This window comes from Blautia sp. HCP3S3_C12 (genome assembly GCF_052064155.1).
Taxonomy (GTDB): Bacteria; Bacillota; Clostridia; order Lachnospirales; family Lachnospiraceae; genus Blautia_A.
The window spans coordinates 16525-42675 of record NZ_JBQHWC010000016.1 but is presented as its reverse complement, the minus strand read 5'-3'; the positions used below and the strand labels follow the sequence as shown (position 1 = coordinate 42675).

25 protein-coding genes are annotated in these 26151 nt (G+C 43.9%); 23 read left to right on the top strand and 2 right to left on the bottom strand.

The window, feature by feature from the left end; all coding sequences use genetic code 11:
• Positions 1 to 65: 65 nt before the first annotated feature.
• The 18 genes from ACTNDS_RS12415 to ACTNDS_RS12330 all read left to right on the top strand — a co-directional run bounded on the left by ACTNDS_RS12415 (position 66) and on the right by ACTNDS_RS12330 (position 17121).
• Entirely contained in the window at positions 66 to 464 is a 399-nt protein-coding gene (locus ACTNDS_RS12415; RefSeq protein WP_441036058.1) for a DUF6465 family protein, read from the top strand.
• A gap of 229 nt (positions 465 to 693) precedes the next feature.
• Positions 694 to 1059, top strand: a complete 366-nt coding sequence (locus tag ACTNDS_RS12410; RefSeq protein ID WP_019161501.1) for a BMC domain-containing protein — start codon at positions 694 to 696, stop codon at positions 1057 to 1059.
• An 11-nt stretch (positions 1060 to 1070) separates the two neighbouring features.
• The gene (locus ACTNDS_RS12405; RefSeq protein ID WP_173742535.1) at positions 1071 to 1499 is read left to right on the top strand and encodes a BMC domain-containing protein; all 429 of its coding nucleotides are present in this window, start codon (positions 1071 to 1073) and stop codon (positions 1497 to 1499) included.
• 25 nt (positions 1500 to 1524) lie between these two features.
• Positions 1525 to 2064 carry a EutP/PduV family microcompartment system protein gene (locus ACTNDS_RS12400; RefSeq protein ID WP_441036056.1) on the top strand — a complete coding sequence of 180 codons (540 nt, stop codon included), beginning with the start codon at positions 1525 to 1527 and terminating at the stop codon, positions 2062 to 2064.
• Between the two features lie 5 nt (positions 2065 to 2069).
• Complete coding sequence (locus tag ACTNDS_RS12395; RefSeq protein WP_441036090.1) at positions 2070 to 3779, top strand: two-component system response regulator; 1710 nt, start codon at positions 2070 to 2072, stop codon at positions 3777 to 3779.
• A gap of 281 nt (positions 3780 to 4060) precedes the next feature.
• Positions 4061 to 5008 (top strand): L-lactate dehydrogenase, encoded by a 948-nt coding sequence (locus ACTNDS_RS12390; RefSeq protein WP_441036054.1) that lies wholly within the window; start codon positions 4061 to 4063, stop codon positions 5006 to 5008.
• A 340-nt stretch (positions 5009 to 5348) separates the two neighbouring features.
• Complete coding sequence (locus ACTNDS_RS12385; RefSeq protein ID WP_441036053.1) at positions 5349 to 6143, top strand: CoB--CoM heterodisulfide reductase iron-sulfur subunit B family protein; 795 nt, start codon at positions 5349 to 5351, stop codon at positions 6141 to 6143.
• On the top strand, positions 6140 to 6529 hold the full coding sequence (locus ACTNDS_RS12380) for a 4Fe-4S dicluster domain-containing protein (RefSeq protein ID WP_019161507.1): 390 nt from the start codon (positions 6140 to 6142) through the stop codon (positions 6527 to 6529). Before ACTNDS_RS12385 ends, ACTNDS_RS12380 begins: the two co-directional genes overlap by 4 nt.
• A 6-nt stretch (positions 6530 to 6535) precedes the next feature.
• Positions 6536 to 8524 (top strand): CoB--CoM heterodisulfide reductase iron-sulfur subunit A family protein, encoded by a 1989-nt coding sequence (locus ACTNDS_RS12375; RefSeq protein WP_026649557.1) that lies wholly within the window; start codon positions 6536 to 6538, stop codon positions 8522 to 8524.
• Complete coding sequence (locus tag ACTNDS_RS12370) at positions 8515 to 8958, top strand: hydrogenase iron-sulfur subunit (RefSeq protein WP_008703025.1); 444 nt, start codon at positions 8515 to 8517, stop codon at positions 8956 to 8958. Before ACTNDS_RS12375 ends, ACTNDS_RS12370 begins: the two co-directional genes overlap by 10 nt.
• The gene (locus ACTNDS_RS12365; RefSeq protein ID WP_291817819.1) at positions 8946 to 9920 is read left to right on the top strand and encodes a 4Fe-4S dicluster domain-containing protein; all 975 of its coding nucleotides are present in this window, start codon (positions 8946 to 8948) and stop codon (positions 9918 to 9920) included. The genes ACTNDS_RS12370 and ACTNDS_RS12365 overlap by 13 nt, the downstream gene beginning before the upstream one ends.
• Before the next feature lie 3 nt (positions 9921 to 9923).
• Positions 9924 to 10955 carry a 4Fe-4S dicluster domain-containing protein gene (locus tag ACTNDS_RS12360; protein WP_441036050.1) on the top strand — a complete coding sequence of 344 codons (1032 nt, stop codon included), beginning with the start codon at positions 9924 to 9926 and terminating at the stop codon, positions 10953 to 10955.
• The gene (locus ACTNDS_RS12355; protein ID WP_055058020.1) at positions 10955 to 11809 is read left to right on the top strand and encodes an FAD/NAD(P)-binding protein; all 855 of its coding nucleotides are present in this window, start codon (positions 10955 to 10957) and stop codon (positions 11807 to 11809) included. Before ACTNDS_RS12360 ends, ACTNDS_RS12355 begins: the two co-directional genes overlap by 1 nt.
• 469 nt (positions 11810 to 12278) lie before the next feature.
• Positions 12279 to 12953 carry a 2Fe-2S iron-sulfur cluster-binding protein gene (locus tag ACTNDS_RS12350; protein WP_019161512.1) on the top strand — a complete coding sequence of 225 codons (675 nt, stop codon included), beginning with the start codon at positions 12279 to 12281 and terminating at the stop codon, positions 12951 to 12953.
• Positions 12954 to 12968: 15 nt separating this feature from the next.
• Positions 12969 to 14582 carry an FAD-dependent oxidoreductase gene (locus ACTNDS_RS12345; protein WP_291817910.1) on the top strand — a complete coding sequence of 538 codons (1614 nt, stop codon included), beginning with the start codon at positions 12969 to 12971 and terminating at the stop codon, positions 14580 to 14582.
• 120 nt (positions 14583 to 14702) lie between these two features.
• Positions 14703 to 15545, top strand: coding sequence for a fumarate hydratase (locus ACTNDS_RS12340; RefSeq protein ID WP_441036048.1), 843 nt, complete (start codon positions 14703 to 14705; stop codon positions 15543 to 15545).
• Between the two features lies 1 nt (position 15546).
• Positions 15547 to 16113, top strand: a complete 567-nt coding sequence (locus ACTNDS_RS12335; protein ID WP_291817912.1) for a Fe-S-containing hydro-lyase — start codon at positions 15547 to 15549, stop codon at positions 16111 to 16113.
• 321 nt (positions 16114 to 16434) lie between these two features.
• Positions 16435 to 17121, top strand: coding sequence for a YoaK family protein (locus ACTNDS_RS12330; RefSeq protein ID WP_291817915.1), 687 nt, complete (start codon positions 16435 to 16437; stop codon positions 17119 to 17121).
• Positions 17122 to 17205: 84 nt separating this feature from the next.
• On the opposite strand, the gene ACTNDS_RS12325 is transcribed toward ACTNDS_RS12330, so the two are convergent.
• The gene (locus ACTNDS_RS12325; RefSeq protein WP_441036045.1) at positions 17206 to 18711 is read right to left on the bottom strand and encodes a 4Fe-4S dicluster domain-containing protein; all 1506 of its coding nucleotides are present in this window, start codon (positions 18709 to 18711) and stop codon (positions 17206 to 17208) included.
• Positions 18712 to 19013: 302 nt separating this feature from the next.
• Here ACTNDS_RS12325 and ACTNDS_RS12320 point away from each other — a divergent pair, with 302 nt between their 5' ends.
• The 4 genes from ACTNDS_RS12320 (at position 19014) to spoIVA (ending at position 24634) form a co-directional block, all read left to right on the top strand.
• Positions 19014 to 19493, top strand: a complete 480-nt coding sequence (locus ACTNDS_RS12320; protein ID WP_118511367.1) for a complex I 24 kDa subunit family protein — start codon at positions 19014 to 19016, stop codon at positions 19491 to 19493.
• Positions 19490 to 21361, top strand: a complete 1872-nt coding sequence (locus ACTNDS_RS12315; RefSeq protein ID WP_441036043.1) for an NADH-ubiquinone oxidoreductase-F iron-sulfur binding region domain-containing protein — start codon at positions 19490 to 19492, stop codon at positions 21359 to 21361. Before ACTNDS_RS12320 ends, ACTNDS_RS12315 begins: the two co-directional genes overlap by 4 nt.
• 15 nt (positions 21362 to 21376) lie before the next feature.
• Positions 21377 to 23065 (top strand): [FeFe] hydrogenase, group A, encoded by a 1689-nt coding sequence (locus ACTNDS_RS12310; protein WP_441036041.1) that lies wholly within the window; start codon positions 21377 to 21379, stop codon positions 23063 to 23065.
• A 99-nt stretch (positions 23066 to 23164) separates the two neighbouring features.
• The gene (gene spoIVA / locus ACTNDS_RS12305) at positions 23165 to 24634 is read left to right on the top strand and encodes a stage IV sporulation protein A (RefSeq protein WP_441036039.1); all 1470 of its coding nucleotides are present in this window, start codon (positions 23165 to 23167) and stop codon (positions 24632 to 24634) included.
• 13 nt (positions 24635 to 24647) lie between these two features.
• On the opposite strand, the gene ACTNDS_RS12300 is transcribed toward spoIVA, so the two are convergent.
• The gene (locus tag ACTNDS_RS12300) at positions 24648 to 25022 is read right to left on the bottom strand and encodes a NusG domain II-containing protein (protein ID WP_441036037.1); all 375 of its coding nucleotides are present in this window, start codon (positions 25020 to 25022) and stop codon (positions 24648 to 24650) included.
• Positions 25023 to 25259: 237 nt separating this feature from the next.
• Between ACTNDS_RS12300 and ACTNDS_RS12295 the strand changes: the two genes are divergently transcribed.
• Positions 25260 to 26135 (top strand): phosphoribosylaminoimidazolesuccinocarboxamide synthase, encoded by an 876-nt coding sequence (locus tag ACTNDS_RS12295; protein ID WP_441036035.1) that lies wholly within the window; start codon positions 25260 to 25262, stop codon positions 26133 to 26135.
• Positions 26136 to 26151: the final 16 nt, after the last annotated feature.

Genomic DNA, 26151 nt, shown 5'->3' with positions numbered 1-26151 from the left:
AGGATATCGAAAGCTGTGGATTTCCAGAGTCCACAGCTGGATTACCTTGTAAGGAGGCTATATATATGACACCAAAAACAACTGCAAAAAAAGCAGAACCTGATACATCTACAGTACAGACAACCGAAGTAAAAGAGGCTCCTGCAAAAACTACAGTCAGAAAAACCAGAACAACTGCAAAGAAAACTACTGAGAAACCAGCAGCAGAAAAGAAGCCGGCAACAGAGAAAAAACCGGCAGCAAGAAGAACTGTAAAGAAAGAGGTAAACGCAGAAGTTTATGTACAGTTCCTTGGCAAAGAGGTTTATGCAAAGGATGTTCTGGAAAATGTGAAGAAGATCTGGACAGAAGAAATGGGCAAGAAAGAAAAAGATCTGAGGGATGTTAAAATATACATCAAACCAGAAGAAAATGCAGCATATTATGTGATCAATGGTGATGTGACAGGAGCTGTTGGGCTGTAATACATAAGCAAAGAAAAACCGGAGGACTCAGAGAAAGAGCCTCCGGAAATTTTTTTCCAAAACACCTCACAGGATAGAAGCATGCAAACAGTAACAAACATCAATAAATGGTAACCAAAAGTAACAAAATACCACAAAACTGGTAGATTTTAACTTGACATAAAATGGGGAAAATAGTACGATTAGAGTACTAAGTGAAAGTATGCTTTGAAAGTGAGGAAGATTTAAAATGGCAAATGACCATGGCGAACAGATAAGAATTGTACAGGAAACAGTAGCAGGTAAGGAGATTACTTTTGCACATGTAATGGGAGGTCCGGCTCCTGTCATCTATCAGAAATTGGGTCTGAACCCTCAGCTGGACTATCGTTCCTCTGCAATTGGAATTATGAATATGACACCTCCGGAATCAGCAGTGATCGCATCTGATATTGCAGTAAAGAGCGGAAATGTATATCTTGGCTTTGCAGACCGTTTTACCGGAACACTGATCATTACAGGAGAGATTTCTGACGTAATGTCTGCACTGACGGAGATCGTGGATTATTTCCGGGATACTCTGGGCTATGTAGTATGTGACATCACCAAGAGATAGGAAGTGTTGGAATGGCTGGAATAACAACGAAGGAGCTTTTGGAAAAGATCTATCATGAAGATTTTGAAAAGCTTAAGGGGAAGAAACTCCGCATGGTCAGAGTCCGGGTTCCGGGTAAGGAAGTGTGCATGGCTCATGTGATCAGTCCTTCTTCTTCCTGTATTTATCAGAATCTGGGATTACATATCGGTACCCATGAGGGAGAGGATCACACAGGCGAGGCAGTAGGCATCATTCGCTTTACACCCTGGGAGGCTGTTGTGGTAGCTGCTGATGTGGCTATGAAAAGTGCAGATGTACAGATCGGCTTTATGGATCGTTTCTGCGGTTCCCTGATATTGACAGGCGGACTGACAGAAGTACAGACAGCAGTGGAAGAGGTAGTGAAATTTTTTGACCAGGTGCTGGGCTTTAAAACCTGCCCGGTTTACAAAAGCTGATACAGGATAAGGTGACAGATAATATATGAAGAAAATTTTTCTTATGGGAAGAAGTGAGGCAGGGAAGACTTCCCTTACCCAGGCACTGAAGGGGGAAGAGCTTCACTATGTAAAAACGCAATATACCAATACCAATGATGATACCATTGATTCACCGGGAGAATATGCAGAGTCCAAGCGCTTCAGCGTGGGACTGGCATGTTTCTCCTTTGAAGCAGATGTGGTGGGAATTGTGCAGGCAGCAGATGAGCCTTTTAATCTTTTTGCTTCCGGCAGCCATTCCTTTATCCAGAGACCGCTGATCGGGATCATAACCAAGATAGATTCTCCGTATGCTAATATCCCTATGGTGAAGCAGTGGCTGATCAATTCAGGCTGTGAGAGGATTTTTCTGGTAAACAATGTGACCAGAGAGGGAATTGATGAACTGATGGAATATCTGAAAGATGATCTTCCAAAGTTAACCATGGAACAGGCCAGATATCGGCAGAGCCTGGGCCTGAATGAATGGGATCCGCTTCCGGAGGGAGTAAGTTATCCAAACCATACAGAAGGGAAAATGTGAAAAAAATGAATAACCACAGGCAGAGAAAAGAGATGAAAGAAGATACCTTGAAAAAAGTCAGCAATGATGCAAAGCGTAAGGTATTAGTGGTAGAGGATAACCAGTTAAACAGAGAAATGCTTGCAGAAATTTTGTCTGACAGATATCAGGTATTGACAGCCTGTGACGGGGAAGAAGGTTTGCGATGCCTGGCAGAGCATTACCAGGAGCTGTCAGTAGTCCTTCTGGATGTATGTATGCCCGTATGTGATGGATATGAATTCCTGGAAAGGATTCAGGGAGATTCACTGCTTTCGTCTATTCCGGTGATCGTCATGACTGCCAGCAGCAGACAGGAGACAGAATTAAAATGCCTAGAGCTGGGAGCCGTAGATTTTGTGATTAAGCCCTATAATCCACAGATTGTACTTGGAAGGATTAACAGTGTGATCAAGCTGAGAGAATCTGCCCGGATTCTGGCTGCCGTGGAACACGATGAGCTGACTGGTCTGTATACCAGACAGGCCTTTTTTCATCATGCTAAAACTCTGTTCAAATTAAAAAAAGAGGAAGATTTTCATGTTGTGGTTGCGGATGTAAAGGATTTTAAGCTGATCAACGGCAGTTATGGAGCGACTGCAGGGGACAAACTGCTGTGCTATATGGCAAAGGCATATCAGGGGCTTATCCGGCATGGGCTGGTTTCCAGATATGGAAGTGATCAGTTTGCCTGTCTTGTTTATGGGCAGCCGGAGATTGATAAGGACAAAATAGAAACGTATATCAGAGAGATCGCAGATCATGCACCCATTCCTAATGTGACCATTAATTATGGAGTTTATATGCACGTTGATAAAACACTTCCTGTATCTGCAATCTGCGGTCGTGGCTTTATGGCAATCAAAAACATCCGTGGTAATTATGAAAGTAATGTCTCTTATTATACTGCGGAGATGAGGGAAAAGCAGATACGCAGCCGACAGCTGGAAAGTGATTTTGAGGGTGCTGTGGCAAACAGGGAATTTGTGGTTTATTATCAGCCTAAGTACAGCGTGGGAACAGAAAAAATCGTAGGTGCGGAGGCACTGGTGCGCTGGCAGAAGCCGGATGGAGAAATCATATCTCCCGGAGAGTTTATCCCTGTGTATGAAAGGAATGGTCAGATCGTAAAACTGGATGAATATGTATTCAGACAAGTCTGCTGTTATCAGAGAAGACGGATGCTGCAGGGAAAGGAGCTGATTCCGATCTCAGTCAATCTGTCCAGGGCAAGTCTGCATCGCAGCGGTACGGTGATGCGCTATGTGGAGATTGTGAAGGGTGCAGAAATCCCTTTTTCCTGTGTACCCATAGAGCTTACGGAGACTGCTGCCCTGTATAGCGACCGGATCAGGAGGATTACAGAGGCACTTGTCAGAACCGGATTCCTTTTACATATGGATGATTTTGGCTCCGGATATTCTTCTCTCACCAGTTTGAATGAGCTGCCCTTTTCTACTTTGAAGATTGATAAAAAGCTGATAGATTATATTGAACAGCCAAAGGGAAAAAAGGTGGTGCAGCAGGTAATTTCCCTTGCTCATGGACTGGATATGAAGGTGGTTGCAGAAGGTGTTGAAAACTCCGAACAGGCTCAATTGCTGAAAGAGATGACATGTGATGTGATTCAGGGCTTTTATTATTCACGTCCTCATCCGGAAGAGCAATTTGCTGCAATGGCAGACCAGAAGATATGAAATAGGGTTTGACTTTATAGATAATAGAATAAAGTCAAACCCTGTTTTTTTGCCCCAGTGTTTGCGAATAATTGTGAAAAACATAACAAAACAAAAGAAAAAAATGAAAAAAAGTCATCAAAAAGCTATAAAAATAAAACTTAACACTTTATTTAATAAAAATAACTTGTTAAATGATTGACGATATGATATGATTTTCAAGACCACTATTGTACATATCTAGATACAATATCATCAAGATATGGCTGAAAATTTATCAGGAAAAAAGGAGTATTAAGGTTATGGGCAGTAAAATTACTATCATTGGTGCCGGCAGCGTCGGGTCTACAATTGCGTACACTTTATCAAGCCAGGATATCGCGTCTGAGATTGTTCTGATCGATATCAACAAACAGAAGGCAGAGGGCGAAGTTCTTGATATCATTCAGGGAACCTGCTTCAGAGATCCAATCTCCATTATTGCCGGTGATTATGAAGATGCAAAGGATTCCGATATTGTGATCATCACCTCCGGTATTGCGCGTAAGCCTGGACAGACAAGGCTTGAGCTTACACAGACAAATGTAAACATCCTTAAATCCATCACACCGGAGATTGTAAAGGCAGCACCGGATGCTCTTTATCTTATTGTAAGTAATCCTGTTGATATTATGACTTATGTGTTTACAAAGATTTCAGGACTTCCGGAAAACCAGATCCTTGGTTCCGGTACCATTCTCGACTCAGCACGTCTGCGCTGCGGACTTTCCGAGCATTTCCAGATTGCGCAGAGTAACATTCATGCCTATGTATTCGGGGAACATGGAGATACTTCCTTTATCCCATGGTCCGGTGCCTATATTTCAGGCGTAAGTGTAGATGAATACTATGAAACTGAGAAAAAACTGGGCAAAGACATTGAACCTGTGGACAAAGAGGCTATGCTTCAATATGTACAGAAATCCGGCGGACAGATTATTTCCAAGAAAGGTGCAACCTTCTATGCGGTATCTTCTTCTGTATGTAAGCTCTGCAGCCTTCTTGTATCTTCCTCAGAATCTATCTCCACAGTATCCACTATGATGCATGGAGAATATGGAATCGAAGATGTCTGCCTCAGTACCCTGACTTTGGTAGGACCAAATGGCGTACAGGGTAAAGTTCCTATGAGAATGAACAAAGCAGAGATTGAACAGCTGCAGAAGAGTGCAGACGCACTGAAAGAGATTATTGCTCAGCTTAACCTTTAAAAATAAAAGTTCAAAAGGAAGTGGGAGATCCTGCTTCCTTTGGACTTATATTTCGTCAAAGCTAATCAAAAGATTGTTAAAAAAAGAGAAAAATCAGAAAAAAATACTTGTTAAATTGTTATCAATATGATATGATGTTTTCGGAAATCGAGCTGATACACTCCTTTAATGCGGAGGAAGGGTGTGCAAACTCTTTTATTTTCTATGTCTCAACAAAGATATAAAAAGTAATTGTATTAGACTTGATTTATATTTTTGTCTATATATCGTTAAAAAAAAGACAAAGGATCATATGATTATCACTATTTACCTGAACAACTAAGAAAGGATAATGTTAAGTATGAAGTACAGTTATTATCCGGGTTGTACCCTGAGAAACAAGGCGAAAGATCTGGACGAATATGCCAGAGCCAGCGCCAGAGCACTTGGGTTTGAACTGGAAGAGATCGAAGACTGGCAGTGCTGCGGAGGTGTCTATCCTCTGGGAACTGACGAGATCGCTACGAAGCTTTCTTCTGTACGTGCTCTTAATCAGGCCAAAGTAAAGGGCCAGGATCTGGTAACAATCTGCTCTGCCTGTCATCACGTAATCAAACGTGTCAATGATGATATGAAAAATGTGGAGGATATCCGCACCAGAGCAAATAATTACATGCAGCTTGATGAGCCTTATGAAGGCGAGACAACAGTGCTCCATTATCTGGAAGTACTTCGCGACAAAGTCGGTTTCGACAAGCTGAAAGAGAAGGTAGTAAACCCGCTTACAGGAAAGAAAATCGGAGCCTATTACGGATGTCTCTTATTACGTCCGGGCAAGATCATGGCTTTCGATGATCCGGAGAATCCAACTATCATGGAAGATTTCATCCGTGCACTTGGTGCAGAACCGGTGATCTATCCATACAGAAATGAATGCTGCGGCGGTTACATTTCTCTGAAAGAAAAAGAAATGTCCCAGAACATGTGTCAGAAAATAGAAGACAGTGCCCAAGGCTTTGGCGCAGATATGCTGATCACAGCCTGTCCATTGTGTAAATATAATTTAAATAAAAACGCTTCCAGCGAACTGCCTGTATATTATTTCACAGAGCTCCTTGCAGAAGCCCTCGGAGTAAAAGAGGAGGTAGCGAAATGAGAAACGAACATTCAGCAGCAGAGAAAATTAAAGAAATCTCAGGAACAAATCCGCTGAAATGTATGAAATGTGGAAAATGTTCTGCTACCTGTCCATCCTTCAATGAAATGGATATCAAACCACATCAGTTTGTATCCTATGTTGTAAACGAAGATATTGAAGCACTTGTCAATTCAAAATCTCTCTGGAAATGCCTTTCCTGCTTTGCCTGCGTGGAGCGTTGCCCAAGAGATGTAAAACCTGGAAAGCTCATTGATGCAGCAAGACAGTTAGTTGTACGTGAAAAAGGCGGAGATTATCTGAAAGCAGATGAGATCCCGGAACTTCTTGATCCGGAACTGCCACAGCAGCTTCTGGTAAGTGCATTCAGAAGATACAGGAGGTAAGTCAGAGTGCAGAGAATTGGTGTATTTGTCTGTCATTGCGGAAGCAATATTGCCGCTACGGTAGATGTAAAAAAAGTTGTTGAATTAGCTGCCAAAGAGCCGGGTGTGGTCCATGCAGAAGACTACCAGTACATGTGCTCAGAAGCAGGCCAGGCCAAGATTCAGGAAGCCATCAGAGAGAAGAATCTGACAGGTGTTGTTGTCTGTTCCTGTTCTCCACGTATGCATGAGGCAACTTTCAGAAAAGCAGCTGAAAGAGCCGGACTGAACCCATACATGGTGGAGATCGCAAATATCCGTGAGCACTGCTCCTGGATCCACAAGGATATGGAAGAGGCTACAAAGAAAGCTGTGATCCTTGCCAGAGCAGCAATCGCAAAAGTGAATTTAAATGCTCCTCTTCAGCCGGGAGAGAGCCGTGTTACAAAGAGAGCCCTGATCATCGGCGGAGGTATTGCCGGAATCCAGACAGCTCTGGATATTGCAGATGCAGGATATGAAGTAGATATTGTAGAGAAAACTCCAAGTATCGGTGGAAGAATGTCACAGCTTGACAAAACATTCCCTACACTTGACTGTTCTGCATGTATCCTCACACCGAAGATGGTTGAGGCGGCAGCACATGAGAAGATCAATATCTATACATACAGTGAAGTAGAACATGTCAGCGGTTTCGTAGGTGATTTCACCGTTGATATCAGAAAGAAAGCAAGAAGTGTAAATATGGACAAATGTACAGGCTGCGGTGTCTGTCAGGAAAAATGTCCGTCCAAGAAGATCCCTAATGAATTTAACAGAGGATTAAACAACAGAACTGCTATTTACACTCCGTTTGCACAGGCCATCCCAAATGTTCCGGTTATTGACCGTGAGAACTGTATCAAGTTTAAAACCGGAAAATGTGGAGTATGTTCCAAGGTATGTCAGGCAGGAGCCATTGAATACGATCAGCAGGATGAGATCGTAACACAGAAATATGGTGCCATTGTAGTTGCTACAGGTTTCGATACCATCAAACTTGACAAATACGATGAATATGCATACAGCCAGAGCAAGGATGTGATCACATCTCTGGAACTGGAACGTATTATGAATGCAGCAGGTCCTACAAAGGGACACTTAGAGCGTCTTTCCGACGGAAAGGCTCCGAAAGAGCTGGTATTTATCCAGTGTGTGGGAAGCAGATGTTCCGATGACAGAGGAAAGCCATACTGTTCCAAGATCTGCTGTATGTACACAGCAAAACATGCAATGCTGATCCGTGATAAATATCCGGATACAAATGTAACAGTCTTCTATATTGATGTGCGTACACCGGGTAAGAACTTTGATGAGTTCTACAGAAGAGCTGTAGAGCAGTACGGTGTAAACTACATCAAAGGACAGGTAGGAAAAGTTATTCCTCAGCCGGACGGAAGCCTTCTTGTACAGGGATCTGACCTGATTGATAATAAACAGATCCTTAAGAAAGCAGATATGGTCGTTCTTGCAACAGCCATTGAACCAAATCCGGATGTGCGTAAGATCGCTACCATGCTTACAGCAAGTATTGACACAAATAACTTCCTCACAGAAGCTCATGCAAAGCTTCGTCCTGTAGAATCTCCTACAGCAGGTATCTTCCTTTCCGGTGTATGCCAGGGACCGAAGGATATTCCGGAGACAGTTGCACAGGCCGGTGCTGCAGCAGTTAAGGCAATCGGTCTTCTTGCAAAAGATAAACTGACAACCAACCCATGTACAGCAAAATCCGATGAACTGTTATGTAACGGATGTTCTACATGTGCAAATGTCTGCCCGTATGGAGCAATTTCCTATGAGGATAAAGAAGTAAATGACCACGGTATCCGTGAAACAAGAAGAGTAGCCGTTGTAAATACAGCACTTTGCCAGGGCTGTGGTGCATGTACAGTAGCCTGCCCGTCCGGTGCTATGGATCTGCAGGGCTTTTCCAACAGACAGATTATCGCGGAGGTAGATGCAATATGTCGATAGAAACAAACGAAGAATTCAGACCTAAGATTGTGGCATTCTGCTGTAACTGGTGCAGTTATGCAGGTGCAGACCTTGCAGGAAGCAGCCGTCTTTCCTATCCGGCTGATGTAAAGATCATCCGTGTTCCATGTTCCTGCCGTGTCAATCCAATGTTCATCCTCCGCGCTTTTGAGAAAGGTGCTGACGGTGTGATCATGTGTGGATGTCATCCTGGAGACTGTCATTACAGCACAGGTAACTACTATGCAAGAAGACGTATGACACTTCTTTTCTCCATGCTGGACTACATCGGTGTGGAAAACGGAAGAACACGAGTAGAATGGGTTTCCGCTGCTGAAGGTGTGAAATTCTCCCAGACTATGAATGAGTTTGTAGAGAAGATCCATTCACTTGGTAAGAACGTAAGATTGGAGGATTTAAGATGCAGGAGCTGATAAATCGTGCAAAAGAACTTCTTGCTGACGGCACAGTTGCAAGAGTTCTGGGATGGAAAGCCGGAGATCTGCCTTATAATCCGGAACCGGCTTACTTTGAAACAGAAGAATCTCTGAAAGATTTTGTATATAATGGATTTTGTGGTGCAAACCTTAGCAAATATATGATCGAAGCTTCCAAACTGGAAGGCAAAACACTGGTTTGTTTAAAACCATGTGATACATACAGTTTTAACCAGCTGATCAAAGAGCATCGTGTAGACCGTGAGAAAGCTTACATCATCGGTGTCGGATGTAAAGGAAAACTGGATATCGAGAAGATCCGTAAACAGGGAATCAAAGGTATCGAAAGTATTTCCGGCGCTGAGATCACAGATGATGCTGAAACCTTAACTGTTCAGACCATCTATGGTGAGAAAACATGTGCATACAAAGATGCCATGTTAGAGAGATGCCATGTATGTAAGGGTAAAGAACATAAAATTTATGACGAACTCATCGGCGAGTCCAAAGAGACCAAAGATGCAGACCGTTTTGCAGAAATTGAGAAGATCGAGGCAATGAGCCCGGAAGAGAAATTCGCATTCTTCCAGAGCCAGTTAAGCAAATGTATCCGCTGCAATGCCTGCCGTAATGTCTGTCCTGCATGCAGCTGCCGTAAATGTGTATTCGACAGCAATAAGTTTGACAGTGCGCAGAAAGCAAACGTGGACTCTTTCGAAGAGAAGATGTTCCATATCATCCGTGCATTCCATGTAGCAGGCAGATGTACAGACTGCGGTGAATGCAGCAGAGTATGTCCTCAGGGAATCCCTCTTCACCTGTTTAACCGTAAATTTATCAAAGATATTGATACTTTCTACGGAGAATATCAGGCAGGAGAGGACACAACCTCCAAAGGACCTCTTACAAACTTTACATTTGAAGATGTTGAGCCGAGTATTGTGGCAGAAAGGGGATAATGTATGTATAAGATAGCAGCAGAAAATCTGCAGGCATTATTCCGGAAAATTGCCGCAGATCAGGATTTATATTTACCTGTCAAAGTCAGTGACCAGGTAAACTTCAGAGCATGGAGCCAGGACGCAGAAGTCTGTCTTGACACCTTAAAAACCGTAAAGTCACCAAAAGATGCTTTCTTTCCACAGAGTGAAAACCTTTATACCTGCGAAAAAGAAGGAAAGAACATTACCATCGAACCACAGGCATTACAGGAGAAAAACTTTGTTGTATTCGGTATGAAAGCCTGCGATGTACAGGGTGTAAAAGTTCTGGATAACGTATTTTTAAGTGATCCGGTAGATACCTTCTATGCAGCAAGAAGAGAGCATGGAACCATCGTTGCACTTGCATGTCATGAACCGGAAGAGAGCTGTTTCTGTAAAGTATTTGGCATTGACTGTGCAGATCCTGTTGCAGATGTTGCAGCATGGATGATCGAAGGCGAGCTTTACTGGAAACCTCTTACAGAGAAGGGCGAAGCTCTTACAAAGGCAGTTGCAGAACTTCTTAACGATGCGGATGAAGCAAAGGTAGAAGAAGAGAAAACTGCGATCCGCGCCATCGTAGAAAAACTTCCTTATTCCAATCTTTCTCTGGAAGGATGGGGACAGGAAGATTACATGGATCGTTTTAACTCTCCTGTATGGGAAGAACTTTACAAACCATGTCTGGCATGTGGTACCTGTACATTCGTGTGTCCTACCTGCCAGTGCTATGATATCAAAGACTATGATACAGGACATGGGGTACAGCGTTACCGCTGCTGGGATTCCTGTATGTACTCTGACTTTACCATGATGGCACACGGAAATAACCGTAACAGCCAGATGCAGCGTTTCCGTCAGAGATTTATGCATAAGCTTGTTTACTATCCGGTAAACAATAACGGAATGTTCTCCTGTGTAGGCTGTGGTCGTTGTGTTGAGAAATGCCCGTCATCCTTAAATATCGTAAAAGTCATTAAAGCTTTTGAAAATCAGGGAGGTGAAAAATAATGAGCGAATGTACCTGCCATAAAAACTATACATTAGACACACTGATCCCAAAGGTTGGTGTGATCACAGATATCCGCCAGGAGACACCGGACGTTAAGACCTTCCGTGTAAATGCTCCTGAAGGAGGAAAGCTTTTTGAACATATGCCTGGTCAGTGTGCAATGGTCTGCGCACCAGGCGTCAGTGAAGGTATGTTTTCCATTACTTCTTCACCTACAAATAAAGAATATCAGGAATTCAGTATCAAAAAGTGCGGTGCACTGACCGATTATCTCCACAGCCTTCAGGTGGGAGATGAGATCACAGTCCGCGGACCATACGGAAATCATTTCCCTGTAGAAGATAAATTAAAAGGTAAAAACCTTCTGTTTATCGCAGGTGGTATCGGACTTGCACCACTTCGTTCTGTTATCAACTATGTACTGGACAATCGTGCTGACTATGGAACAGTAGATATCCTCTATGGTTCCCGTTCTGCAGATGACCTGGTACAGTTAAAAGAAATCCAGGAAGTCTGGATGAAAGCAGAGGGAGTCAATGTTTATCTGACAATCGACCGTGAACAGGAAGGCTGGGACGGACATGTTGGATTCGTTCCTTCCTATTTAAAAGAGATCGGATTCGATACAAACAAAACAGCACTTGTCTGCGGACCGCCCATCATGATCAAATTCGTTCTTGCAGGACTGGAAGAACTGGGCTTCTCCAGAGAACAGGTTTATACAACTCTGGAGCTTCGTATGAAATGTGGCGTAGGTAAATGCGGCCGCTGCAATATCGGATCCAAATACGTCTGCAAAGACGGCCCCGTATTCCGCTGCGACGAAATCGACGAACTGCCTGCAGAATATTGATTGGTTGATAAGGGACGCATTTCAAGACGGTAGGGCGAGACGCTGGTTTTACTGTAATGGATTTACGAGACAGTAATGGAGCTTGGGTGATTTTTTTGTAAAAGCTGGCTGGGGCGAGGGCGGTGAGTCCCCTCCTGATTTTCCACTCTACATATGAAATATGGTACTGTCGTTAATGGCGGTAAAGCCTGATTGCGCTACAGAATCATCATTTGGCCAGCGCACAGCCAGGGGAATTGGGTCTCGACCTAAGTGCCCTTTTAAGGAGTGGTTTTAGCGATGACGAAATCCAGCGCCTACGCAGACTTAGGCGCGAGGGCTCTCCCGAGCGGCTTAGTCGTAGTTGGCGATTAGTTCGGCAGCGCGTTACGACGGGGCCGTGGGCGAGACCCAATTCCCCTGGCGTCCCCTTCCAATCTCAGATAAAAAAAGCATACAGACAATGAACAATAAAGAAAGGACCTTCAACATGGAAAATAAGGTAAACGTATATTTTTTCGGTAAGAAATACAGTGTACCTGCAGAGCTTACAATTATGACTGCCATGGAATATGCCGGTTATACATTGAAGAGAGGCTGCGGATGCAGACACGGATTCTGCGGAGCCTGTGCAACCATCTACAGAATCAAAGGTCAGAACGAACTGAAAACCTGTCTTGCCTGTCAGACAAAGGTAGAAGAAGGAATGTATGTAGCAAGCATCCCATTCTTCCCTACAGACAAGAGAACCTATAATATAGAAGAACTTCAGCCGAACCAGCAGGTAATGATGGAGCTTTATCCGGAAATCTACAGCTGTATCGGATGTAATGCCTGTACAAAAGCATGTACTCAGGACTTAAATGTAATGCAGTACATTGCATATGCGCAGAGAGGTGAACTGGAAAAATGCGCAGAAGAATCTTTTGACTGCGTAAGCTGCGGATGCTGTTCCGTAAGATGCCCGGCCGGCATTTCTCACCCGATGGTAGGTCTTCTGGCAAGACGTCTCACTGGTAAATATATTGCACCTAAGAGCGAACATCTGGAAAACCGTGTGGAAGAAATCCACGAAGGTAAATTTGATGATCTGATCGAGCAGATCATGCAGAAACCTATTACAGAGATGCAGGAACTTTATAACAACAGAGACATTGAGAAATAAGGAGGGCGTAAGAATATGTATGCACCATATCCAGAAAATATGATGGAATCCATCAAAAAGGTAGAGGCTACAAGAGCAGAGCGTATGGCAACAGAGCCAAGACGTCTGACAGCAGATGAAAAAGACGCTCTTCTTCAGAAATTCCATCCGGATTATAATCCAGACGCATTTGCAGAGATCAAAGTAGGACCAAACAAAGGACAGAAAGCTCCTCTGGAACTGGCAGAGATGCTCCATTCAACCAGCCGTCTGATCAACGAAAAAATTGACCTTACAAAAATTGATTACGATGTAGACGTACTTGTCATCGGCGGCGGCGGAGCTGGTTCTTCCTGTGCCATTGAAGCTCACAACGCAGGTGCGGACGTTATGATCGTTACAAAGCTTCGTATCGGTGATGCCAACACCATGATGGCAGAGGGCGGTATCCAGGCAGCAGACAAAGAGAACGATTCTCCTGTACAGCACTATCTGGACTGTTTCGGCGGCGGACACTTCGCAGCAAAACCGGAACTGGTAAAGAGACTGGTAATGGAAGCTCCGGATGCCATCAAATGGCTCAACGACCTTGGCGTTGAATTTGATAAAGCAGAAGACGGAACCATGGTCACAACACACGGCGGCGGTACTTCCAGAAAAAGAATGCATGCTGCAAAAGACTATTCCGGATCAGAGATCATGCGTACCATCAGAGACGAAGTTCTGAACCTTGGTATTCCGGTCGTTGAATTTACTTCAGCCGTTGAACTTCTCAAAGATGAAAAAGGACAGGTTGCAGGTGCAGTTCTTCTCAACATGGAAACAGGAGACTATTCCGTTGCAAGAGCAAAAACTGTTGTAATTGCAACAGGCGGTGCAGGAAGAATGCATTATCAGGGATTCCCGACATCCAACCATTACGGCGCAACTGCAGACGGACTTGTACTTGGATACAGAGCCGGTGCTTCCCTTCTTTATCAGGATTCTATCCAGTATCATCCAACAGGAGCAATCTATCCGTCTCAGATCATGGGCGCTCTGGTAACAGAGAAAGTTCGTTCCGTTGGCGCACAGCTTGTCAATGCAAACGGTGAAGCTTACATCCACCCGCTTGAAACCCGTGACGTAAATGCTTCCGGTGTTATCCGTGAATGCGAAGAAGGCCGCGGTGTAGAAGTTCCTGGCGGACTCAAAGGTGTATGGCTTGATACTCCGATGATCGAGATCCTCGGCGGCGAAGGAACCATCGAAAAGAGAATCCCGGCTATGTTCCGTATGTACATGAACTACGGCATTGACATGAGAAAAGTTCCGATCGTTATTTATCCGACACTTCACTACCAGAACGGTGGTCTTGAGATTGACGGAGACGGATTCACAAAAGAAATCCCGAACCTCTTAGTTGCAGGAGAAGCAGCAGGCGGAATCCACGGAAGAAACCGACTGATGGGTAACTCTCTTCTGGACGTTATCGTATTCGGAAGAAATGCCGGTAAAAAAGCCGCTGCAAAATGCAAAAATGTAGAACTTGGCGAAATGAACCTCGATCATATCTACAAGTATGCAGACGAACTGGAGAAAGCAGATGTACATACTGATAAAGTATCTCCATTACTGCTTCCAAAATACGCCCGTCACGAACAGCGCTGACAGAAATATTCCGGTATCGATGATAGGGAATTGTCGGTACCGGGAGGCTTTGATATAATGAAAAAGGGACGTGCTGCCGGATGGCGGCATATCCATAAATAAAGAAGGGAGCTTACCAGAATGCGTGAAGTAGAAGTAAGCAGACTTACAGATGTCATCGAAAAACTCTGTATCGAAGCAAATGAACATCTTCCGGAAGACGTAAAATGTGCGATCAAAACATGCCGTGCATGCGAAGACGGAGAGATCGCCAAGGGAATCCTTAACAACATTATCGAGAATTTTGACATTGCAGATAACGAGAATGTGCCGATCTGCCAGGATACAGGAATGGCATGCGTATTCCTTGAAATCGGACAGGATGTACATTTTGTTGGCGGAGATCTCACCGATGCGATCAATGAAGGCGTACGCCGCGGATATGACAAAGGATATTTAAGAAAATCTGTAGTAAAAGATCCGGTACGCCGTGGAAACACAGGCGACAACACACCGGCTATGATCTATACAGAGATCGTTCCTGGCGACAAAGTTAAGATCACAGTAGGCCCGAAAGGCTTCGGAAGCGAGAACATGAGCCAGATCCGTATGTTCAAACCATCCGCAGGATTACAGGGAATCAAGGATTTCATCCTTGAAGTAGTAGAGACAGCAGGCCCCAACCCATGTCCTCCAATGGTAGTCGGTGTCGGTATCGGCGGAACATTTGACAAATGTGCACTTCTTGCAAAGAAAGCACTGATGAGACCGCTGGATACTCAGAACCCGGATCCATTCTATGCAGACCTTGAGAAAGAAATGCTTGAGAAAGTAAACAAACTTGGAATCGGACCGCAGGGATTTGGCGGAAAGACAACCGCCATCGGCCTGAATATCGAAACAATGCCGACTCATATTGCAGGTATGCCATGTGCAGTCAATATCAACTGTCATGTAACCCGTCATAAATCGGAGGTGATCTAAGATGGAAAGAAAGAAAATTACACTTCCACTTACCAGAGAGCTGGCAAGAACTCTCCATGCAGGTGATCAGGTATTATTAACAGGTACTATTTATACATCCCGTGATGCAGGTCATAAGAGAATGTGCGAAGCTCTTGCAAAAGGTGAGAAAATCCCGTTTGACCCTACAGATGCAACTATCTATTATGTAGGACCGACTCCGGCCAAACCAGGCGCAGTCATCGGTTCTGCAGGCCCTACAACCAGCGGACGTATGGATGCCTATGCACCGACAATGATGTCTGTCGGAGCAAGAGGAATGATCGGAAAAGGTGCCCGCCTTCCGGAAGTAGTAGAAGCCATGAAGAAATATGACGGTGTATACTTCGGAGCGATCGGCGGTGCAGGTGCACTCCTTGCAAAATGTATCAAGAAAGCAGAACTGATCGCATACGAAGATCTGGGAGCAGAAGCACTTCGTAAATTATATGTAGAGGATATGCCGCTTGTAGTCATCATCGACTGTGAAGGCAACAACCTTTATGAAGAAGGAAAAGCAGAATATCTCAAAGAACACGGAGATAAATAATTCTGCAGATACATAAAAAAATAACTTCCATATGCTGTAGCGATATACAGTGTATGGAAGTTCCTTTATATAACGAAAATAAACCGGATCAGAGAGCATCTGTGTTTTATCTGTTCCGGTGAATATTGGATTATATATATTGTATCCAATATATAAAAATCATATAAGCGATAATATGAATTATATCTTTTACATTTGACCTATAAACGTATAACATAAATAAACGGTAAAAGAATAAATGCAGCTATCTATACAGATGATAACAGCAAATAAACTTAAACGGGGAAAATCATGAAAGATCATAATCAACACGAGATACAAATGTCAGAAGCCTTTTTAAACAGTGCATTCCTGGCACTGTCGGGAGGGTTTCAGGATGCCTACACCTATAATGCAAGAAACGAAGTATTCTGTAATGCACAGACAGGAAACGTCGTTCTTATGAGCCAGCATTTCATGGCAGGAGAGCTGATGGCAGGACTGAGTTATTTCTTTCCAATCGTCTTTTTTGCATTTGGTGTATGGGTAGCAGAAAAAGTTCAGGCGAATTTCAAATATGCAAGAAAACTGCACTGGAGGCAGAGCATCCTGCTGGCAGAGATCCTGATCCTGTTTTCAGTAGGATTTATACCAACAGAATACAATATGCTGGCAAATGCCATGGCATCCTTTGCCTGTGCAATGCAGGTACAGTCTTTCCGCAAGGTAAACGGCTATTCCTATGCAAGCACCATGTGTATCGGAAACCTGCGCAGCGGTACTGCAGCTTTATCCGGATATTTCCGTGAGAAAAAGCCAAAACAACTGGAACAGGCAATGTACTACTTTGGAATCATCTTCATGTTTGCAGTAGGTGCAGGTATTGGCGGAAACTTATCCATTCACTTCGGAATCCGGATGATCTGGGTTTCCTGTGGATTCCTTACAATCAGTTTTCTGTTGATGTTCGTAGAAAAGTATAAACATTTTCATGAGGAACATGGACATAAAGAGCCACATCATTCCTGATTAATATTACAAAAAATAAAATGATAAATAAGAAAGCTGCCCGTAAAAAATATCAGTTTACGGACAGCTTTCTTATGTTTCATATTAGTTTAATTCAATCTCTTCCAGTTCTTTGGACGGAAGTTTCTCTGTAGAAGAAGCCAGATAACCTTTCAATGCTTTGGCAGCTTTTGCATACGGTGCATTGGTTCCGGCACCTCCCATACATCCACCAGGACATGCCATACCTTCTATCATACATCCGTTTAACTTACCAACCTTTGCCAGAGTCAGCATCTTCTTACATTCTGCCAGACTCTCCGCATGTTCGATATGTACCGGTATATCCGGATAATATTCCTTTAAGCATGCTTCGATTGCACCAGCAACACCGCCTGCAACTGCATATCCACGGCCTGCAGCAGTAGCATCATGCAGACTGGATGACGGTTCCATAGCAGCCGGATCAATTCCTTTCGCATCAAACAGTCCCCATAATTCCTCAAAAGTGATGACAAAATCAACATCACTTCGTACAGAATTACGCATAGCTTCCAGTTTCTTGGCTGCACATGGTCCGATAAATACAACATGTGCATTCGGATGTTCTTTCTTAATACTTCTTGCAGTAGCGACCATAGGAGTCAGCTCCTGGGAGATATTATCGATCATGGTCGGGAACTGCTTCTTTGCAAGCATGGACCAGGAAGGACAGCAGGAAGTGAGAAGAAATGGAAGATTACCTGTAGCAACCTCCTTTGCATAATGATGAGCTTCGCTGATGGCACCGATATCAGCACCAAGTGCAACCTCATATACTTTGGTAAATCCAAGTGCTGACAGTGCTGCATGGAATTTGCCCGGAGTTACCGCATCTCCAAACTGGCTGATATAGGCAGGTGCGATCTCTGCAATGATCTCAGTTCCTTCACGAAGTGCATGAGCCAGCTGGAAAATCTGGGACTTGTCAGAAATAGCTCCAAACGGACAGCTTACCATGCACATACCGCAGGAAACACATTTCTTATTATCAATCTGTGCACGGCCAAGTTCATCACTTCCAATTGCCTTTACACCACAAGCTCGTTCACACGGACGTTCTTTATGAGAAATAGCATCATATGGACAGACAGATTTGCATTTTCCGCATTTCACGCATTTTGTCTGATCAATATGAGATTTGCCGTTTACCATAGAGATTGCACCCTTTGGACAAGCCTGCATACATGGATGAGCCACACATCCTCTGCACATATTGCTTACCTCATACATATTAGGAGGACAGGCAGAACAGGCAGATGGGATAACCTGCATAAGCGGCGGTTCATAATATTTCTCATCAATATTGGAAGCTTCCACTCCATCAGTCAGATGAACTGCTTTATTCTCTGGACGAAGAGAAAGACCCATGGCCAGTCTTACACGCTCACTGGCAACTGCACGTTCACGGTAGATACTCTCACGGTACTGGGCCCGTTCCTGTACGATATTATACGGGATAGATTCAATATCATGGATCAGAGTATCATCAGTAGATTCAAAACCAAGTTTTGCCACTTCGGTGAAGATCTTTCGGCGAATCTGTTTTACTGGGGTATCAAGAGTTCTCATATTCTTTTGTTATCTCCTATAAATTTATTTCCGCGCTCTTTTAACGATAAAAATATATCAAAAAAGGAAGAAAATGTCATGTTTTTTATTTAACACACTTGTTAAAGGAATTGCGCATTTTTTACATGTAATTCAATGCAAAAATGAATTATATGTGAAAAACATCAAATAAATTCAGAAAAATGCAAATATGGTGTTGTGAAAAATGCATGTATAATGTATAATACAGACAGCACATATGTAAAAAGTGACTAAAGCAAAAATGCGGAGAGGTAAAAAACTAATTTTAAGGAGGGAACCGAATGTTAGACCAGTCTTATTACAAAAAAACGGATGAGATTATCGAACACTACGGACGAAAAGCGGCATCACTGATCCCGATCATGCAGGATATTCAGGCTGAATACCGCTATCTGCCGGGTGAACTGCTCACTTATGTGGCAAAAGAAATCGGAGTAAAAGAGGCGAAAGCCTACAGCGTAGCCACATTCTATGAGAACTTTTCCTTTGAGCCGAAAGGAAAATATGTCATTAAAGTCTGTGATGGTACAGCCTGCCATGTAAGAAAATCCATGCCTGTAAAAGAGGCGTTAATGAAAGAACTGGGATTAAGTCATAAGAAACATACCACAGATGATATGCTTTTTACAGTAGAGACCGTATCTTGTCTTGGTGCATGCGGACTTGCACCGACACTGACTGTAAATGATGAAGTACATCCTAAAATGACACCTGAGAAAGCAGTTGAACTTTTGAACGAATTGAGAGGTGAGTGCGTATGAGTATTAAGAGCAGGGACGACCTGTTAAACAAACAGGCAGAGGTAAATGAACAGATCAAATCCTACACCTGTCGCGTTCTTGTCTGTTCAGGGACAGGATGTATCGCATCCGGTGCCCAGAAGATTTATGATGAGATGGCAACACTCTGTGAAAGAATTGACGGTGTAACCGTTGAGATGCAGAAAGACGTGCCTCATGTAGGCGTAGTCAAAACAGGATGCCAGGGCTTATGCGAACTTGGACCTCTGATGAGAATCGAACCGTACGATTATCAGTATGTACATGTACAGCCGGAAGACTGTAAAGAAATTGTAGAGAAAACTATTCTGGAAGGAAAACCGGTAGAGAGACTGTTCTATAAGGATCATGACACTGTCTGTCCACATCCGGATGACATTCCGTTCCTGAATCAGCAGACACGTATCGTTCTGGAAAACTGTGGTAAGATCGATGCAGAATCCATTGATGAATATATCGCAGTGGGCGGCTATCAGGCCCTTGCAAAAGTACTGGGAGGAATGACTTCTCAGGAAGTCATTGACGAAGTGACGAAATCCGGTCTTCGTGGCCGTGGCGGTGCAGGCTTCCCGGCAGGTAAGAAATGGTCCCAGGTTGCCCGTCAGGCAGAAAAAACCCGTTATGTAGTATGTAATGGTGATGAAGGTGACCCTGGTGCATTTATGGATGGTTCCGTAATGGAAGGCGATCCATATAAGATGATTGAAGGTATGACCATCGCAGCTTACGCAGTAGGTGCAGAAGACGGTTATATTTATGTTCGTGCTGAATATCCTCTTTCTGTAAAGAGACTGAAAATGGCGATTGAACAGGCGGAAAAATACGGCCTGTTAGGTGATAATATTTTAAATTCCGGCGTAAACTTCCATTTACATATCAACAGAGGTGCCGGTGCTTTCGTATGTGGTGAAGGTTCTGCTCTTACCGCATCTATTGAAGGAAACAGAGGTATGCCTCGTGTAAAACCACCTCGTACTGTAGAGAAAGGTCTGTGGGGTAAACCTACAGTTCTTAATAACGTAGAAACTTATGCCAATGTACCGAAAATCATTCTTGAAGGAGCTGACTGGTTCCGTACCATCGGTACAGAGGGAAGCCCTGGAACAAAGACATTCTCACTGACTGGTTCTATCGAGAATACAGGTCTGATTGAAGTACCTATGGGAACCACGCTCCGTCACATTATCTATGATATCGGCGGCGGCTTAAAGAGTGGTGCTGCATTTAAGGGTGTTCAGATCGGTGGTCCGTCCGGCGGATGTCTGATCCTTGACCAGTTAGATGCACCCCTTGACTTTGATTCTGTTAAGAAATTAGACGCGATCATGGGATCCGGTGGTCTGGTAGTTATGGATGAGAATACCTGTATGGTTGAGGTAGCCAGATTCTTTATGAACTTTACACAACGGGAGAGCTGCGGTAAATGTGTACCATGCCGTGAGGGAACCAAACGTATGCTGGAGATCTTGGAGAGAATCGTAGATGGCAAGGGTGAGATGTCCGATCTGGATGAGCTGGAAGAACTGGCAAATATGGTTCAGAATATGGCTCTCTGTGGTCTTGGCAAGAGTGCGCCTCTTCCTGTTATCAGTACCCTGAAACGCTTCCGTGATGAATATGAGGAACATATCCGTGACAAAAAATGCCGTGCAAAGGTATGTACAGCGCTTCGTCAGTTCCATATTAACCCTGAATTCTGTATCGGCTGCGGCAAATGCGCGAAAAACTGTCCGGCAGGTGCTATTTCAGGTAAGATCAAACATCCATACCACATCAATAACGATGTCTGTATCAAGTGCGGTGCATGTAAAGACAACTGTAATTTTGATGCGGTATACGTGGAAGCATAGAAGGGAGGATATACTATGGGCCATATGATAATTGACGGTAGAAAGGTAGAATTTACCGATGAAAAAAATGTCCTGTCTGTCATCCGCAAGGCAGGAATCAATATTCCGACACTGTGCTACCACTCAGAGCTATCCACCTTTGGAGCCTGTCGTCTGTGTACGGTAGAGGATGACAGGGGCAGAACCTTTGCCTCCTGTTCTGAGGAACCAAGAGACGGAATGGTGATCTATACCAATTCCGGTAAGATCAAGAAATACAGAAAACTGATCGTGGAGCTTCTTCTGGCAGCACATTGCCGTGACTGTACAACCTGCGTAAAGAGTGGGGAATGTATTCTCCAGGAACTGGCACACCGTCTGGGTGTCCGGGAAATCAGATTTGAGAATACCAGAGAGATCAGGGAACTGGATACCAGCTCGCCATCCCTGGTGAGAGATCCTAATAAATGTATTCTCTGTGGCAACTGTGTCCGTGCCTGTGAGGAAATCCAGGGTATTGGTGCCCTTGGATTTGCATTCAGAGGAACTGAGGCAATGGTAATGCCTGCATTTAATAAAAAGATTTCAGAAACAGAGTGTGTAAACTGCGGACAATGCCGTGTATTCTGTCCTACAGGTGCTATTTCCATTAAAACTCATATGGATGAAGCCTGGGAAGCTTTGGCAGATCCGGAGGTACGCGTAGTTGCCCAGGTTGCTCCGGCAGTCCGTGTGGCAGTGGGAGATCATTATGGTCTTACCAAGGGTAAGAGCGTAATGGGCAAGATCGTAAATGCTCTTCACAGAATGGGCTTTGATGAGGTATATGATACTTCCTTCAGTGCTGACCTTACGATTATGGAGGAGAGCGCAGAATTCCTTGACAGGATCAAAAAGGGCGAGAAGCTTCCGCTTCTTACTTCCTGTTGTCCTGCATGGGTGAAATTTATTACAGATCAGTACAAAGAATATATTCCAAATATTTCAACCTGCCGTTCCCCTCAGGGAATGCTTTCAGCAGTGATCAAGGAATATTTCCGTGATCCGGAGCATGCAGCCGGCAGGAAAACAGTTATGATCTCCGTTATGCCTTGTACAGCAAAGAAGGCAGAGGCAGAACGTCCCAATAGTTATACAGACGGAGAGAAGGATACAGATATTGTGATCACTACCACAGAGCTTCTCCGTATGATCGATAACTTTGGCATTGATTTTGCATCTCTGGAACCGGAAGCCTGCGATATGCCATTTGGCTTTGGCTCAGGCGGCGGTGTAATTTTTGGTGTGACCGGAGGTGTGACAGAGGCAGTGCTTCGCCGTCTTACCCCGGACCACAGCAAGGAAACCATGCGTGAGATCGCAGAATGCGGTGTACGAGGAGAGGAAGGTATCAAGGAATTTACTGTACCTTATGAGGGTATGGATCTTAAGATCTGTGTTACCAGTGGCCTGGCAAATGCCAGAAAGGTTATGGAGCAGGTAAAGAACGGTGAGAAAGAATATCATCTCATCGAAGTAATGGCCTGCCGCAGGGGCTGCATCATGGGTGGCGGACAGCCTACCAGAGCAGGTGACAGAACCAAATCCCTGAGGGCAAAAGGTCTGTACAATGCAGATAATACTACGATCATCAAGAAATCCGATGAGAATCCATTAGTTGTAGAGCTTTACAATGGACTGCTCAAGGGAAAAGAACATCATCTTCTTCACAACGAATCCTATTAAGGATTTTGTATAAAAACAGGTGAATAATCAGCAGCCTCCGGGCATATCTTATAACAATACATGTGATTGTTTGTAAATATGCAAGGGGGCTGCTTTTATATGGAAAATTTTCAGATATACCGGGATATTCAGGCCCGTACCGGAGGGGATATATACATAGGTGTGGTGGGACCGGTACGAACAGGTAAATCCACTTTTATCCGGCGTTTTATGGAGATAGCCGCTCTGCCGCAGATGTCGGAGAGAAAGCAGGCAGAGATCCGGGATCAGCTGCCGCTGAGCGGTTCCGGAAAAATCATTACAACTGTAGAACCTAAATTCATCCCCAAAGAAGCGGTCAGCGTTTCTCTGGGCACAGAACAGAAGGTGAGGGTACGGCTGATCGACTGTGTGGGATTTCTGGTGAAGGATGCAGGGGGAAATATGGAGGATGGAAAGGAAAGAATGGTAAGAACACCCTGGTCGGAAAAAGCCATTCCTTTCCATGAAGCAGCCAGGATAGGTACCCAGAAGGTAATAGAGGAGCATTCCACCATCGGACTGGTGATCACTTCTGATGGTTCTTTTGGCGAACTGCCCAGAGAAAATTTTACAGAGGCAGAGGAGAAAACCATTCAGGAGTTAAAAAAACAGCATAAACCCTTTCTGGTGCTGGTCAATTCCCAGATGCCATACAAAGAAGCTGCCCAGAAAGCAGTATCTGAAATCCAGGAGAAATATCAGGTAACTGCCCTGAGTGTAAACTGTGATCAGCTCCACAAAGAGGATATTGCCCAGATCCTGGAAAAAATACTTTATGAATTTCCGGTAAGCCAGATTCAGTTTTTTATACCCAAATGGGTGGAGATGCTGCCTGCTGACCATGAACTGAAAAAACAGCTTCTAGAACAGATCAGGGAAAAAACAAAGCATCTGTTTCAGATCCGGGACATTACAAAAGAAGCCATACAGTTATCCGGACCTTATGTAAAGGATTCTCTGCTGGAGGATACAGGCCTGTCTGATGGTACTGTAAAGGTAAGGGTAAGGATACAGGATAAATATTATTACCAGATGCTCAGTCAGATGAGTGGGACTCAGATGGAAAGTGAATATGAACTGATCCATACCATAAGGGATCTGGTACATATGAAGGAGGAATATGTAAAGGTCCGGAATGCACTGGAAGAGGTAAGAGGCTCCGGATATGGGGTGGTAGTGCCCAGGCTGGATGAGATCGAAATCCAGGAACCTCAGGTTATACGCCAGGGCAACAAGTTCGGTGTAAAGATAAAGTCCAAAAGCCCGTCCATCCATATGATCAAAGCCAACATTGAGACGGAAATTGCGCCTATTGTGGGTACAGAACAGCAGGCAAAAGATCTGATCCAGTATATTGAAGAGAGCAGCCAGAGAGGGGAAAGTATCTGGGAGACAAATATTTTCGGGAAATCCATAGAACAGCTGGTGCAGGATGGCATCCGAAGCAAAATTGCGGCTATCAGTGAAGAAAGCCAGATAAAGCTTCAGGATACCATGCAGAAAATCGTAAATGACAGTAAAGGTGGTCTGGTATGTATTATTATCTGAGAAACAGGGCAGATCAGGTTACAGCGTCAATAGAGAGACCGTCATCTGACTGAGCACCTGCAGAGGCTTTGGTACCCTCTATCACAACCTTATTGGGAAGGCAGACGATGGTGCCGCCTTTGGAATCAATGGCATGCTGTTTCATACACAAATGATCTGGGCAGGTGGCTTCCGTCATACGGGCCTGCCCGTTTTTTATTTTGCAGATATTTGTATTGCCTATGGATATGGTCTGATCCTTTCCAAGAGAATAGGTGCCCAGTTTATTGCCATCTACAGTGATGGTGATATAGCCGTAGTGCCCTTTCTGAAAATGGTTAATGCCCAGCCAGAGGATCAGGGCCAGAACCAGAATTCCGCCGATAAATAAAGCTTCCTTTTTTTTCAAGAAAATACCTCACATTTCATAAATTTCAAGCCAGAAGTCAAATGCTTTTTACCTCTGACATTCTGTAAAAAATTATAAGATATCATAACATGAAGAAAAAACAAAAACAATAGAGCATGTCAGGAAAAAGAATAATATGATAAAATTTGTGGAAGAATCTTGACAACCGGACTAATGTGGTGGTACGTTAATACAGAATCATTATAGAATACATAACGAAGATTGAGGTGCGAGAAAATGCAGGAATTAAAACCGATCAAAGAAGGTAAAGTACGTGAGATTTATGACAATGGTGACAGCCTGATCATGGTAGCAACTGACCGTATCAGCTGTTTCGATGTAATTCTGAAAAACCAGGTTACAAAGAAAGGCGCTGTGCTGACACAGATGTCAAAATTCTGGTTTGATTTTACAAAGGATATTCTTCCTAATCATATGATTTCCGTTGATGTAAAAGATATGCCGGAATTCTTCCAGCAGGAAAAGTTTGACGGAAACAGCATGATGTGCCGCAAGCTGAACATGCTTCCTATTGAGTGTATTGTACGTGGATATATTACCGGAAGTGGCTGGGCAAGCTATCAGGAGACAGGAAAAGTCTGTGGCATTCAGCTTCCTGAAGGTCTGAAAGAGTCTGACAAATTACCTGAGCCAATTTATACTCCTTCCACCAAGGCTGAGATTGGTGACCATGATGAGAATATCTCCTATGAACAGAGTATTGCCCATCTTGAGAAATACTTCCCGGGAAGAGGGGAGGAGTTAGCTTCAAAGCTTCGTGATAATACAATCGCACTGTATAAAAAGTGCGCAGAATATGCTCTGAGCAAGGGAATCATTATTGCAGATACCAAATTTGAGTTCGGACTGGATGAAGAGGGAAATATGGTGATCGGTGATGAGATGCTTACACCGGACAGCTCCCGTTTCTGGCCTGCAGACGGATACGAGGCCGGACATGGACAGCCATCCTTTGACAAGCAGTTTGCCCGTGACTGGCTGAAAGCTAATCCGGATAATGATTGGACTCTTCCTCAGGAAATCGTAGATAAAACAATCCAGAAATATTTCCAGGGCTATGAAATGCTCACAGGAAAGAAACTTGGAGAATAATTTCTGAGGGGTTTCC

Excerpts from the sequence above, each read along its gene's own strand:
- ACTNDS_RS12360 (WP_441036050.1), top strand. The coding sequence starts at position 9,924 with ATGTATAAGATAGCAGCAGAAAATCTGCAGGCATTATTCCGGAAAATT.
- ACTNDS_RS12350 (WP_019161512.1), top strand. The coding sequence starts at position 12,279 with ATGGAAAATAAGGTAAACGTATATTTTTTCGGTAAGAAATACAGTGTA.
- ACTNDS_RS12405 (WP_173742535.1), top strand. The coding sequence starts at position 1,071 with ATGGCTGGAATAACAACGAAGGAGCTTTTGGAAAAGATCTATCATGAA.
- ACTNDS_RS12370 (WP_008703025.1), top strand. The coding sequence starts at position 8,515 with ATGTCGATAGAAACAAACGAAGAATTCAGACCTAAGATTGTGGCATTC.
- ACTNDS_RS12380 (WP_019161507.1), top strand. The coding sequence starts at position 6,140 with ATGAGAAACGAACATTCAGCAGCAGAGAAAATTAAAGAAATCTCAGGA.
- ACTNDS_RS12395 (WP_441036090.1), top strand. The coding sequence starts at position 2,070 with ATGAATAACCACAGGCAGAGAAAAGAGATGAAAGAAGATACCTTGAAA.
- ACTNDS_RS12410 (WP_019161501.1), top strand. The coding sequence starts at position 694 with ATGGCAAATGACCATGGCGAACAGATAAGAATTGTACAGGAAACAGTA.
- ACTNDS_RS12320 (WP_118511367.1), top strand. The coding sequence starts at position 19,014 with ATGTTAGACCAGTCTTATTACAAAAAAACGGATGAGATTATCGAACAC.
- ACTNDS_RS12365 (WP_291817819.1), top strand. The coding sequence starts at position 8,946 with ATGCAGGAGCTGATAAATCGTGCAAAAGAACTTCTTGCTGACGGCACA.
- ACTNDS_RS12385 (WP_441036053.1), top strand. The coding sequence starts at position 5,349 with ATGAAGTACAGTTATTATCCGGGTTGTACCCTGAGAAACAAGGCGAAA.
- spoIVA (WP_441036039.1), top strand. The coding sequence starts at position 23,165 with ATGGAAAATTTTCAGATATACCGGGATATTCAGGCCCGTACCGGAGGG.
- ACTNDS_RS12335 (WP_291817912.1), top strand. The coding sequence starts at position 15,547 with ATGGAAAGAAAGAAAATTACACTTCCACTTACCAGAGAGCTGGCAAGA.
- ACTNDS_RS12415 (WP_441036058.1), top strand. The coding sequence starts at position 66 with ATGACACCAAAAACAACTGCAAAAAAAGCAGAACCTGATACATCTACA.
- ACTNDS_RS12330 (WP_291817915.1), top strand. The coding sequence starts at position 16,435 with ATGTCAGAAGCCTTTTTAAACAGTGCATTCCTGGCACTGTCGGGAGGG.
- ACTNDS_RS12340 (WP_441036048.1), top strand. The coding sequence starts at position 14,703 with ATGCGTGAAGTAGAAGTAAGCAGACTTACAGATGTCATCGAAAAACTC.
- ACTNDS_RS12355 (WP_055058020.1), top strand. The coding sequence starts at position 10,955 with ATGAGCGAATGTACCTGCCATAAAAACTATACATTAGACACACTGATC.
- ACTNDS_RS12390 (WP_441036054.1), top strand. The coding sequence starts at position 4,061 with ATGGGCAGTAAAATTACTATCATTGGTGCCGGCAGCGTCGGGTCTACA.
- ACTNDS_RS12315 (WP_441036043.1), top strand. The coding sequence starts at position 19,490 with ATGAGTATTAAGAGCAGGGACGACCTGTTAAACAAACAGGCAGAGGTA.
- ACTNDS_RS12295 (WP_441036035.1), top strand. The coding sequence starts at position 25,260 with ATGCAGGAATTAAAACCGATCAAAGAAGGTAAAGTACGTGAGATTTAT.
- ACTNDS_RS12345 (WP_291817910.1), top strand. The coding sequence starts at position 12,969 with ATGTATGCACCATATCCAGAAAATATGATGGAATCCATCAAAAAGGTA.
- ACTNDS_RS12310 (WP_441036041.1), top strand. The coding sequence starts at position 21,377 with ATGGGCCATATGATAATTGACGGTAGAAAGGTAGAATTTACCGATGAA.
- ACTNDS_RS12400 (WP_441036056.1), top strand. The coding sequence starts at position 1,525 with ATGAAGAAAATTTTTCTTATGGGAAGAAGTGAGGCAGGGAAGACTTCC.
- ACTNDS_RS12325 (WP_441036045.1), bottom strand. The coding sequence starts at position 18,711 with ATGAGAACTCTTGATACCCCAGTAAAACAGATTCGCCGAAAGATCTTC.